Consider the following 12,367-nt stretch of genomic DNA (forward strand, 5'->3'; position numbering starts at 1 on the left):
ATGACGGTACTGATGAGTTATTCACGCTATAATTACAAAAAAATTTACAACTTTGTGACTTAGATAACTATATTGTTTCAAAAACAACTATCAATAGAATAAAATATTCCATTGGTTTTTGACGGCTCTAAGTATCAATTTTGGGTGTGATGTTTGTCTGAGTCTGGATTTGTGGCGGGGTTGCGGGCGTCAAAAAAGAAAAGTGATCAAGATAATTGATGAGAAAGCCCCACATAGTTAAGTTTGGGCGGGGCTCTCGCTATTTGATAGTCTGTTCTGTGAGCCGTTTTCTTTCACAGTGCATAAAAAATCAATACGGCAATACCACCGAATAATATCCATTTAATCAAATAATAGATCCTACGATTCCAGGCTTTCAACCGTTTCCCCACCTTGCGCACTGCATAGATGTATTTAAACATACGATTGACACCACCGGTACGATCCCCCTCTTCGTTGGGGGCAGTGGCTGCACTCATTAAATTGCGCCCCAACCAGTGGTTAATCCATTGCGCCCAGCGGTAACGCATTGGCCGCTCAATATCACAAAACAGGATCAGCCTATTCTGCCCACTCTGATTCTCGGCATAATGAATATAAGTTTCATCAAATAAAATGCCTTCACCGTCACGCCAACTGTAAGTGGTGCCATCAACATCAATAAAACAGCGGTCATCATTCGGGGTGATTAAACCAAGGTGATAACGTAAAGAACCGGCATAAGGATCACGATGCCGAGGCAGGCGGCTACCGTGCGGTAATTCAGCAAACATCGCTGCCTTTACCGAAGGTAATCCGCGTAATAACGAGGTGGTATAAGGGCAAAGTGTCATCGCCGAAGGATGGCTGTCTTCATACCATTTCAGATAAAAACGTTTCCAGCCAGTTTTAAAAAACGAATTAAAACCCGCATCATTATATTTATCCGATGCTTTGATTTGCTGGATTTCCATCAGCGCCTTACCTTCATCCCTGATTTGCTGCCAGTTTTCACGCAGCACGGTCAATTCAGGGAAAAGATCCTGCTTTAAATAGGGTGTGGTGGGTACCCGTGAAAACAGATACATAAACACATTGATGGGTGAAACAAATGTCGAATGATCTGAGAGCTGACGCCAGAACTTGTAGCGAACTTTGCCACGAAAATGCACATAGACTACACATAAGATAAAAACGAATAGCACTATATATTTCATGATGTCCTATCAAATAAATATGGTTGATAGTCAAATATTTAGTCTATATCGATTGAAATTTCCAACTTAAAAAAATAAAAAGTTATTACAACAAGTGACTAGTACCAACTTAGTAAGCAATAAATGTTTGAATATCACTGTCATTAACAGTGAAACATCCCGTAAAAATGCGGCCTGCTGGGAAGTCACTGCTGAGATCCCGTAATAGCTGCAACTCAAAACGCCCTGATGCCATGGAATAACTCAGGAAACGGGCCTCCAGGAAGTCAAAATAACGCCCTAGCTGTGGATACACTGCTTTAAATAGACTCTCTTTGGCTGAAAAAGCCAATGTCAGTAACTGGTTGAATACTAATGGGCCCTCCTGAAGGTCGCGGTACTCCTGCTCACTAAGGATTCCGGGCCATAGATCATTCGCCCTTTCAACGGCAATCAGGCTTTCAATATCTAGCCCAACACCGTGGACATGAGCACTTTCATCAGAATACTCTGTAGCCGGCGTTATAATTTGCGCAGTGCACAGAGCACGTTGGTTGTTATGACTGATGCTGCCAATCAAACCGGCGGGCCATAGTGGCGCGCGATCTAGCCCATTCGCCAACGGATAATTGCGTACTTCTAGCATATTCAGCACTTGTCGGGCGACAAAACGGCCCGCCAGGTATTCGGCACGCCGTTTTGCCACTGCTTTTTGTAAACTGCCGGGAAACGCAATGCCATAAACAGCAAACAGCTCATCCCGGTATTCATTGACATCAAAATCACATTTTGCCAACAGGCCGTGAAACAATGGCTGGCCATTTAAACCGCTGGCTGGCAGTGCGGCAAAGGTAAAGTTACGAATAAATACCGACGTCACGCGTTATCCTAATCATCTGGATTCATAGGCCTTTATAATAGTAGTTAACCCACAGCACCACAATATCCGAACCTATCCCGGTGGCTAAAACACATCAGTGAAAGCAAGTTGCTGCCAAAAGCCAAAACACCAATCCCATCAACAAATAACCCAATACGACTTAATTCATTATGAAATGTCACTTCACAATTATTGAAACGTAGTTCCTGACGTTTCTTTTTCTGTGACAATGGTCAATTTAAAAGAAAATGTAAACAGCTAGGTTAATTACCAGAGGGATAAAGGAATAACCTTTTTTTATATATTGATATATCCGTCAGGTTACAGGTTACAGATGCGCACCTGCTGCTTGAATTCTATTGGGTATATACCTATCCCATTATTAAAAATAATCCATTTTATCTTTTGTATAGCGACTTCTGGAGAACACTGAATGAAATTCCCAAAGCCTTTGCCCACACTGTGCCTGGCTATTTCTGCCATATTATTTAGTCAAATGGCCTCTGCTCAACAAATTAAAGCTGCCGATGTTCATCCCAAAGATTATCCTAATGTTGTTGCTGTTAAAAATATGGGCGACAAACTAAAGACCGCAACGGATGGTCGCCTGGAAATTAAAACATTCCCGGGTGGTGTCTTAGGTGATGAAAAGCAAATGATAGAACAGGCTCAAATGGGAGCAATTGATATTATTCGTGTTTCTATGACCCCTGTTGCCTCTATTCTGCCGGAGATCAGTGTCTTTACCCTGCCCTATATGTTCCGCGACGAAGACCATTTACATAAAGTTATTGATGGTCAAATCGGCCAAGAAATCGGTGATAAAATCACTAACAATAAGAACTCAAAATTGGTATTTCTCGGCTGGATGGATGCGGGTACCCGTAATCTGATTACCAAAGAACCGGTGGTTAAACCAGAAGATCTCAAAGGTATGAAAATCCGCGTTCAGGGCAGCCCGATTGCACTGGCTACCCTTAAAGCCATGGGTGCCAACTCACTCAGTATGGGCGTAAGCGAGGTATTCAGCGGGATGCAAACCGGGGTGATTGATGGTACCGAAAATAACGAACCGACCTTTATCGCCCATAATTATCTGCCGGTTGTCAAAAACTATACCCTGAGCGGCCATTTTATTATTCCTGAGCTGTTCCTTTATTCCAAAACTAAATGGGATAAATTATCTGCTGAAGATCAACAAACCATTCTGAAATTGGCCAAAGAAGCACAGGCTGAGCAGCGCGTATTATGGCAAGCCTATGTGCAGCAATCCCATGACAAAATGAAAGCCGGTGGCGTGCAATATCATGAAATGGATCATGACTATTATTATAAAGCCACTCAACCTGTTCGTGATGAATTCGGTAAGGATCATCAAGAACTGATCAAGCAGATTGCAGCCGTGCAATAACATCTTTCCGACAGTATTAAATTTTTTAATACTACTGATATTTACCCAAGGTCATGGGTGTTGCAGCCAATGACCCTGGGTACACTGAGGTCTCCGCTATGGCTCGCTATTATCTATCAACGATGGATGCGTTATATCGCCTGTCGATCTGGGTCGCTGGTATTGCCTTAATCATTATGGTTGTAGTTATCCCTATGGGGATATTTGCCCGTTATGTCCAAAACGATGGCTTATCCTGGCCAGAACCCGTCGCCATATTATGTATGGTGACATTTACTTTTATTGGTGCTGCCGCCAGTTATCGATCTGGTTCACATATTGCCGTCAGTATGGTCACTGATCGGCTCTCTGAGACCGGTAAAAAAGTATGCCTGTTATTGGTTGATTTGCTGATGGTGCTGATAAGCCTGTTTATTTTGGTCTATAGCTACATTCTGTGTAGCGAGCTTTGGTCACAACCAGTGGCTGAGTTCCCATTACTGACAGCCGGACAAAGCTATATTCCTCTGCCAATCGGCTCCGCGATAACGCTGGTGTTTATCATCGAGCGGCTATTTTTTGGCCCGCAGACCCACCGCCCGGTAGTGATGATCGGCAATTCATAATTTGGGGAACTTTGCCTTATGGACGCATTTATTTTAGTTTTTACGCTGGCAATCTTGCTGGCGATTGGTGTCCCGGTGGCTTATGCCGTCGGTTTAAGTGCCATCGCCGGGGCATTTTGGATTGATTTACCGTTGGAAGCGGTGATGATTCAAATCACCAGTGGCGTCAATAAATTCTCATTACTGGCCATTCCGTTCTTTATTCTGGCGGGGGCCATTATGGCCGAAGGTGGCATCGCACGGCGGCTGGTGAGTTTCGCCTATATTTTCGTTGGTTTCATCCGTGGTGGTTTGTCGCTAGTTAACATTGTCGCTTCAACATTTTTCGGTGCCATTTCAGGATCATCAGTGGCAGATACCGCCTCCATTGGCTCGGTAATGATCCCGGAAATGGATAAAAAAGGCTATCCGCGTGATTTTGCCGCCGCAGTCACCGCCAGTGGTTCAGTGCAGGCGATATTGACCCCACCCAGCCATAATTCGGTGATTTACTCACTGGCAACCGGCGGCACCGTATCCATCGCGGCACTGTTTATTGCCGGGATTTTACCGGGCTTGCTGCTCAGTTTTACCCTGATGCTAATGTGTGTCGGCTTTGCCTATAAGCGAGGTTACCCTAAAGGTGAACGAGTGCCGTTCCGTCAGGCGCTCAAAATCTTTGTCGATACATTATGGGGGTTGATGACGGTGGTCATCATCATGGGAGGAATTCTTTCCGGGGTATTTACCGCCACAGAATCTGCCGCGATTGCCTGTTTGTGGTCATTCTTCGTCACTATGTTTATCTATCGCGACTATAAATGGTCCGAATTGCCTAAACTGATGTATCGCACAGTAAAAACTGTCACTATCGTGATGATTTTAATCGGTTTTGCCGCCAGTTTCGGCGCTATCATGACCTACATGCAGTTGCCTGAACGTATCACTGAATTCTTTACCTCGGTTTCTGATAACAAATACGTGATTCTGATGTGTATCAATATCATGCTGCTGCTGATTGGCACCTTGATGGATATGGCACCGCTGATTCTGATCCTAACACCGGTACTGATGCCAGTGACCAATTCATTAGGTATTGATCCGGTCCATTTCGGTATGATTATGTTGATCAATTTGGGGATTGGTCTGATCACCCCCCCGGTGGGGTCGGTGCTGTTTGTCGCCAGTGCGGTGAGTAAACAGAAGATTGAACAAGTGGTAAAAGCGATGTTGCCGTTCTACGGCGCACTGTTCCTGGTGCTGATGTTGGTCACTTATATTCCTGAAATATCCCTGTGGCTACCAAGGGTATTTGGCGTGTACACCGGCTGATAAACCGATAATCATGAGTCGGGCCGCTGACCGGCCCTTCTCACGGTTACTTTGTCATCAATACCACAGGCTCATGATTGGCCAGCCCACCAGTAGCAACATTGAGATGTAGAACACCCCCATGATGCCACCCAGCCGCCAGTAATCTTTCGATTTCACATAACCACAGCCATAGATAATCACACCAGGGCCAGTCGCATACGGCGTCAGGACACCCATGATCCCAATGGATAACACCAGCAGCATGGATAAATGTTCCATCGGCACACCACTTAAACCTTTACCGACCGCCAAAATAACCGGCAGCATGGTTGCCGTGTGGGCAGACAAGCTGGCAAACAGATAATGAGAGAAATAGAACACCAATACTAGCGCCACCACCGTCATATTCGGCGAGAAACCATCCAAATGGGTACTCATGGTATTGGCGAACCAATCAATGAAGCCCGACCGCGTTAAGCCATTGGCCATCACCACCAGTGTGGCCAGATTGACCAGCGTGTTCCAGGCACTTGAGTATTTAGTAATGTCTTTCCACGACACCACATGCAGTGCCAACATCAGGGATACTGCCAGCAACCCTACCGCCGTCGCATCGATGAATTTACCGCCAAACACCCATAAGCACAGGCTCAGCAGCACCAAACCAATCAGAATTGCTTCCTTGCGCGTTAACGCCCCCATCTCAGTCAGTGCTGTTTGCGCCCAAGCCGCTACCTCATCGCTTTTGGTCACGCCGGGTTTATACAACACATAAGAGAGCCAGGGTGCCACGATCAGTAAAATTAACCCAACGGGCAGGAACGCCAGGAACCACTGCATCCAGCCAATATGAACACCGGCAATTTTATTGACAAACTCAATACCCAGCACGTTAGGTGCCGCGCCAGTGACAAACATGGAGGAGCTGATACTGGTCCCGATCACCATCATCCACATTAGGTACCCACCGATACGCCGTGACGACGGATCATTGGGGAATGAGTCAAACAGGGGTGGCAGATTTTTTACTACCGGGAACACTGTCCCCCCGGTACGGGCAGTATTGGATGGTGTAAAGGGTGCCAACAGAATATCTATAATAACAATGGCATAACCCAACGTCAGGGTTCGTTTGCCCATGAATTTCACCATGAACAGGGCGATACGGCGGCCAAGTCCGGTGGCTTCATAACCCAGCGCAAAGATAAATGCCCCAAACACCAGCCAGACGGTGGTACTGGAGAACCCGGCCAGTCCCCATTTTAAAGACTCTTTACCGCCGTTAAAGCTGGCATCAGCCACTTCAGCCGCACTAAATAGCACCCAATCTGAACTCAGTACACATATCGTCACGGCGATAAAGCTTATCGCGGTGGCGGGGATCGGTTCTAAAATCATCCCAACAATCATGGCGACAAAAATCGCAAAATAGCGCCAGGCTTGAGGTGGCATTCCTTCCGGGGTGGGAATCAACAGCAGAACAGCCAGCACCACAAAAGGCGCGAGCGCTTTCCATAATTTCTCTTGCGACTTCAACATAGAGATACTCCTATAGCTGTTACTGGTTCAATAACAACGCTATTATTTTTGTGAGGGAGATGATGAGGGAACTGCGCCAGAAACCAGGTTAGGATCAGCAGGTCAGCACTGCCGCCGGGACTAAGGTTGCGAGCGATACATTGGGTATCAAACATTCGCACCCGCCTCAGGCTGAGAGGAGAACCCATCCCTGCCGATGCGAGTGAGGCCAGAATCTCTGTCGCCTGCTGTTGCAGCCATTGCAGCCCGGCCATACCACCACGGGACACCACATTGGTATCGCGGTTGACGGACATCAAAATCAGCAAGGTGTGCAATAAGGCATGGTCGGATTCCGCCCCGTTAACTAATAAGCGTTGGTAAGCGGGCAAGGCATAATTCAACACTGTAGCGAAGCCAGATTCGGCCTCGCCGCGTGCGCCGGTCAGGCCATAGTGATAGAACAGCCGTTGGCCCGCCGTTTGTTGTGGATTGGATTGACGCAACTCACGCTCTGTCAGCCCAGAACACAGGCACGCCGCCTCCTGGCAAATAGCATCAGCGCTAATCCATTCACCTCGCGCTTTCAGCCGCCCCAACGCACAGCAAATTAATCCCAGCGAAAAAACGCTACCTTTATGGGTATTCACCCCCCCGGTGGCGTGGAACATACTGTTTTCACACGCCAGTCCCAGCGGTCGCAGGCTGTTCAGTGCTGCCTGCCCACCAAGCTGAGCATGGTTGATACCCTGTTCTATAAAGCGCGGGAGCCACGGCGCAATAGCATCAGCACTGTGATAAAAATCGATCAGCGCCATATCCTTATGTGCACCACAATTGAAGCGATCCACCAGGCCCGGTTTCGGTGTCAGATTCACCTCTGCCAGCATGGCGCGATACGCCAGTGCGCCATATTTTTTGGCAAAGTCAGAGGAGGCGGCAGGTGATTGAGCCGCCCTGTTGTCAGTGCGTTGCAGTTGTGGCATTGAGCATCAACTCCATCTGAACCAATAGTTGGTCAATACTGTGGGTTTGCGCGCGGGCACAGACATTGGCTGGACGGTGACAAAGCAGACAGCGGCGCGGCGCTAACCCCACATCACGGCGCGATAAGATTTGCCCCGATGCATCAAGCACATCGATATCCCATAACCGGCCCTGCGGGTGTTTTAGCTCAAGTAACAACGCGGCGTCCTTCACCTGTTCCGCAGGTAAATCCACCGCCATCAAACCTTCACAGCCGGTCGGCAGTGGAAAAATCTCTTGCTGCAACACTGGCCAACACTGCCGTTGACTTAGCGAGGTGATCGCCTGCCATGCCAATGCAAATAATTTGCGCGTCAATGGGTTATCTTTCACCGCACCGGGTGCCACCAACGTCAGTGAAATCAACGTCACCTGATGGCGAGCCAGCCACGCCTGTTGTCTGCTCTGACGGGACTCACGGCTGGTAAGTAACTCCGGTAAGCTGATGGGCCGATTGGCCGCTAACGCAGGAGAGAGTGTGTTCATCGCCTACTCCTGTATTTGATGCACAACGTCAATCACTGAGCCGTCGCGATAGCGCACCACCGCTACCACGCGATCAGTAAATGCAATAGGTTGTGGCACGCCAGTCAGTAGTAACGCGCGCTGATGCAGCCATTCGATGGTGACTACGGCTAAACCGGCTTGCTGTAAGCGTTCCGCCAATTCGGGCCGGGCTGGATTAACCGCAATACCATGATCGGTCACTAAAATATCGACACTGGAGCCGGGCGTCACACAGGTGGTGACGTCATTGACCAGCGTCGGGATCCGGCCACGAACCAAGGGAGCGACGATAATAGAGAGTCGGGCGGCGACCGCAGTATCGCAATGGCCGCCAGAGGCTCCGCGTAACACGCCATCCGAGCCGGTCAGTACATTGACGTTAAAACGGGTATCAATCTCCAGAGCACTGAGCACCACCACATCCAGTCGATCGACTGACGCACCTTTCGAACTAAAATTGGCGTATTGATTGGCACTGATTTCGATGTGACGTGGGTTACGGGCCAGTGAGGAGGCAGCCTGCCGGTCAAAGCTTTGCACATCCAACAACTTGGTAATCAGCCCTTTTTCGTGCAGTTCTACCATCGTTGAAGTAATGCCACCGAGGGCAAAAGCGGCAGTAATGTTGCGTCGCAGCATTTTATCCTCAAGGAAGCGCGTCACTGCCAGTGATGCCCCGCCGGTCCCGGTTTGCAAAGAAAATCCATCGACAAAATAGCCGGAACCGGCAATCACCTCGGCAGCTCGGCGGGCAATCAGTAACTCACGAGGATTGGAGGTCATTCGGGTGGTATCAGCACCGATCTTGTCGGCATCACCGACCTTTTCAACCTGTACAATCAGGTCAACTTGATCTTGGGTAATACTGGCCGGATGATGGGGATAGGTCACCACCGCTTCTGTCAGCAACACCACACAGTGTGCATAGTCTGCATCGACTTTGGCATAGCCCAACGAGCCACAACAGGCATTGCCGCTAAAGCCATTGGCGTTACCAAATTCATCACAGGCCGGTACGCCGATAAAGGCAATATCGATAGTCAGTTCGCCGGATTCAATCAGATTAACCCGGCCACCGTGGGAGTGAATCTGTACGGGTTTAGCCAGTAACCCGCGAGAGATTTCCTCTGCCAACGGCCCGCGCAGACCAGAGGTATAGATCTCACTGACCACTCCATTGCGGATATGATCCACCAGCGGTGAATGGCAGTCGCTCAGCGAACTGGAGGCCAGACGCAGATTTTTGAATCCCATGGCGGCAATGGTATCCATCACCAGATTCAGGGTTAAATCACCAGCACGAAAAGCATGGTGAAAGGAGATAGTCATGCCATCTTGCAACCCGCAACGGCGGATAACTGTCTCCAGTGAGTCGCATATTTTGATATCACGGGGTTTCTGCGCCTGTAAATTCGCTTTCGAGGTGTTTTGATACAGGTGGTACGCCGGGCCGTTATCCTGAGTGCGACTTAAACTTTCTACTCGTTGTTGCCTATTCATCTTTTATTCCTCACGCAGGCCACTGACCGCACGTTGCAAAACCAACCGTGCCCGTTCAATCACCGGGCTATCTACCATCTTGCCGTTCAGGGAGACCACCCCACGTCCTTCGGCTTCCGCCGCCGCCGCCGCATCGACCACTCGTTGTGCGTGCTGGACTTCCTTCTCGGTCGGGGCGTAGAGGTTATGTAGCAGTTCGATTTGCCGTGGGTTAATCAGCGATTTGCCATCAAAGCCCAGTTGTTTGATCAATGCGGCTTCCTGCAAAAAACCGGCCTCGTTGTTGGCATCGGAATAGACGGTATCGAAAGCCTGAATTCCAACAGCGCGGGCCGCCTGCAAAATTGAACAGCGCGCAAACAGCAGCTCAATACCTTCTGGTGAGCGCTCGGTACGCAAGTTACGCACATAGTCCTCTGCACCTAATGCAATCCCCATCAGGCGCGGAGATGCCTGTGCAATAGCCAGTGCCTGAGTAATCCCTTGTGCTGACTCAATCGCGGCCAGTAGACCTGTACTGCCAACGTCGCGGCCGCATTCCGACTCGATACGGCTGATCTCGCGCGCCATATCGGTCACATCTTGCGCACAGTCAGTTTTGGGCAGACGTACAATATCGGCCCCCCCTCGGACCACCGCTTCCAAATCGGCCAGTCCGTAGGCTGAGTCCAACGCATTGACTCGCACAATGGTTTCCACATCTTGATAAAGCGGGTGTTGCAAGGCGTGATAGACCAAACGTCGGGCGGCATCTTTTTCGCGCAGAATAACCGAGTCTTCCAGATCGAACATCAATGCATCAGCCTGATAAATAAAGGCATTACTTACCATTGCAGCATTAGCGCCGGGAACAAATAACATGCTGCGACGCATTCTGTTTTTCATTTCAGGTTTCATCACGATGCTCTCCATGGCAGAATTTTTTCGTCACTTGCCCTGAGTAGCGCGGTTTCCAACCGTGCCTGCAACACGCAATCCAGTGCGCCTTTATCGTCAATAATCAGTTGCACTCCGTTTACCCGATACTGTTCCAACAGCGCCAAAACGCTGTAACGAATAGCTTCACCAAACTGCTTATCCACACTGCTATGTATTTGCAGATCTATTTCGGGTGGATTTAATGGCGCAATGCGCACCATCACGTCGCTCGACTCCAGTGTTCCGGCGACGGCCTCTCTGATAATTTTCATTTTTCACCTGATTAACTTGTCTTCAAATTCGAGGTTGCTGATCTACGTATCTGCACCTATCTTTGCGCCCTGCGTTATTCGGCTAAAACAGGGCTGGATCCTTTGCTGAAGCTACCTTTTTTGCCCGCTGCGCCAGTAGGCGTTGTAGATAGTGGCAGGTGGCGGGGGGGACCAATTTACGAATGGTTTCGCCATCCCCCTGAGCCAGTAATTTGCGTACCCAAGAGGCAGAAATAGCGGTGTTGTGATATTTAAGGCGCTCAATTTCTACCAGTGAGATGGGGGGATAGACTAATAACGGGGTTTCCAGCCAGTAGCTCATGTCATGGTTATATTTGGCGGTCACGGTACAAAACGGTTCGGTACCAACAAAGCGGTGAGTGACACCCAATGCCGGGGCCAAATATTGACGGAATATCTTCAGATCGATTTCGGTATAGCAGTCATCGGCCACACCTTGATCTTTAATGAAATAACATGGGAAAGTGGCACGAGAGATCATATATTCCGAGCCAGGATGCACGGTAAGATTGGTAATATCCTCGGTGCCACTGAGCACTAATTGCAGGCGATCTTCATAAGGGAAACGCGAGTTATCTTCTTTCACCAAAAACAAGTGCAACCAATCACACTGTGCCGCGGCCTGGCGGACTAAATATTGATGCCCACGGGTAAACGGATTGGCATTCATTACGATGCTGCCAATTTTTTGTCCCGGTTGGCGTAACTGGCTTAATTGTTTGGCATAACGCTGCAAGCGGCAGGCGCTATTTTCCATCAACACCACAATACCGGGGACACTGGCTATCGGATAAAAGCCACAGGCTTTAAATAAGTCTTCATTCTTGGTCTTGGTATAAATAAACAGATGGCTATGGTGACGTTCATAGGCCAAATTGACCAGTTCGGTCGCCAGGGTCAGCGCCAATCCTTCCCCCCTAACCTGCTCACTGATTGCCACGCATTTGATAATATTGCCGGCAATCCCGCCACAGGCCACGAGTTGTTCATTACGGCTTACGGTAATAAATACGTCAACAGTGGTATCTATATTCAGATCGTTAGCACGCAAGAAACGTGTTATTTCTGCAATTTGCTGATGCTCTGAACGATTAATTTGACTAAATACCGCATCCATAATTCACTCTCTAGCATAACGTTTATATAACAAATAAAGCACAAGTTAAACTCCCGATAATCAGGCAAGTCAAAGCGTGCGATTTAAATTAAAAATTCACATAAAAACAACAATATAAAATAAC

At 48.5% G+C, this 12,367-nt stretch carries 12 protein-coding genes; 3 read left to right on the forward strand and 9 right to left on the reverse strand.

Annotated elements, in window-relative coordinates:
• Positions 1 to 293: 293 nt before the first annotated feature.
• The gene (gene lpxO / locus V2A85_RS17705) at positions 294 to 1,196 is read right to left on the reverse strand and encodes a lipid A hydroxylase LpxO (protein ID WP_372558572.1); all 903 of its coding nucleotides are present in this window, start codon (positions 1,194 to 1,196) and stop codon (positions 294 to 296) included.
• A gap of 109 nt (positions 1,197 to 1,305) precedes the next feature.
• Positions 1,306 to 2,055: a 4'-phosphopantetheinyl transferase family protein gene (locus tag V2A85_RS17710; protein ID WP_372558571.1), complete on the reverse strand. Its 750-nt coding sequence runs from the start codon at positions 2,053 to 2,055 to the stop codon at positions 1,306 to 1,308.
• A 433-nt stretch (positions 2,056 to 2,488) separates the two neighbouring features.
• Between V2A85_RS17710 and V2A85_RS17715 the strand changes: the two genes are divergently transcribed.
• The 3 genes from V2A85_RS17715 (at position 2,489) to V2A85_RS17725 (ending at position 5,382) form a co-directional block, all read left to right on the forward strand.
• Positions 2,489 to 3,466 carry a TRAP transporter substrate-binding protein gene (locus V2A85_RS17715; protein WP_102970435.1) on the forward strand — a complete coding sequence of 326 codons (978 nt, stop codon included), beginning with the start codon at positions 2,489 to 2,491 and terminating at the stop codon, positions 3,464 to 3,466.
• A 98-nt stretch (positions 3,467 to 3,564) separates the two neighbouring features.
• Entirely contained in the window at positions 3,565 to 4,071 is a 507-nt protein-coding gene (locus V2A85_RS17720) for a TRAP transporter small permease (protein WP_420071983.1), read from the forward strand.
• Between the two features lie 18 nt (positions 4,072 to 4,089).
• Positions 4,090 to 5,382, forward strand: coding sequence for a TRAP transporter large permease (locus V2A85_RS17725; RefSeq protein ID WP_019080904.1), 1,293 nt, complete (start codon positions 4,090 to 4,092; stop codon positions 5,380 to 5,382).
• A gap of 57 nt (positions 5,383 to 5,439) precedes the next feature.
• Here the strand turns inward: V2A85_RS17725 and V2A85_RS17730 are convergent, their stop codons facing one another.
• From V2A85_RS17730 to citC, 7 genes are all read right to left on the reverse strand, one after another.
• Complete coding sequence (locus V2A85_RS17730; protein WP_083159211.1) at positions 5,440 to 6,903, reverse strand: anion permease; 1,464 nt, start codon at positions 6,901 to 6,903, stop codon at positions 5,440 to 5,442.
• Entirely contained in the window at positions 6,897 to 7,868 is a 972-nt protein-coding gene (citG, locus tag V2A85_RS17735; protein WP_420071984.1) for a triphosphoribosyl-dephospho-CoA synthase CitG, read from the reverse strand. Before citG ends, V2A85_RS17730 begins: the two co-directional genes overlap by 7 nt.
• Positions 7,846 to 8,394, reverse strand: a complete 549-nt coding sequence (gene citX, locus V2A85_RS17740) for a citrate lyase holo-[acyl-carrier protein] synthase (protein ID WP_372558567.1) — start codon at positions 8,392 to 8,394, stop codon at positions 7,846 to 7,848. The genes citG and citX overlap by 23 nt, the downstream gene beginning before the upstream one ends.
• 3 nt (positions 8,395 to 8,397) lie before the next feature.
• Complete coding sequence (gene citF / locus V2A85_RS17745) at positions 8,398 to 9,915, reverse strand: citrate lyase subunit alpha (RefSeq protein ID WP_372558566.1); 1,518 nt, start codon at positions 9,913 to 9,915, stop codon at positions 8,398 to 8,400.
• A gap of 3 nt (positions 9,916 to 9,918) precedes the next feature.
• Complete coding sequence (gene citE, locus V2A85_RS17750; RefSeq protein ID WP_372559871.1) at positions 9,919 to 10,812, reverse strand: citrate (pro-3S)-lyase subunit beta; 894 nt, start codon at positions 10,810 to 10,812, stop codon at positions 9,919 to 9,921.
• Positions 10,812 to 11,105 carry a citrate lyase acyl carrier protein gene (citD, locus tag V2A85_RS17755; RefSeq protein WP_420071985.1) on the reverse strand — a complete coding sequence of 98 codons (294 nt, stop codon included), beginning with the start codon at positions 11,103 to 11,105 and terminating at the stop codon, positions 10,812 to 10,814. Before citD ends, citE begins: the two co-directional genes overlap by 1 nt.
• An 82-nt stretch (positions 11,106 to 11,187) precedes the next feature.
• On the reverse strand, positions 11,188 to 12,243 hold the full coding sequence (citC, locus tag V2A85_RS17760; RefSeq protein ID WP_420071986.1) for a [citrate (pro-3S)-lyase] ligase: 1,056 nt from the start codon (positions 12,241 to 12,243) through the stop codon (positions 11,188 to 11,190).
• Between the last annotated feature and the right edge of the window lie 124 nt (positions 12,244 to 12,367).

Source organism: Yersinia sp. 1252 StPb PI (assembly GCF_048593885.1).
Taxonomy (GTDB): Bacteria; Pseudomonadota; Gammaproteobacteria; order Enterobacterales; family Enterobacteriaceae; genus Yersinia; species Yersinia enterocolitica_E.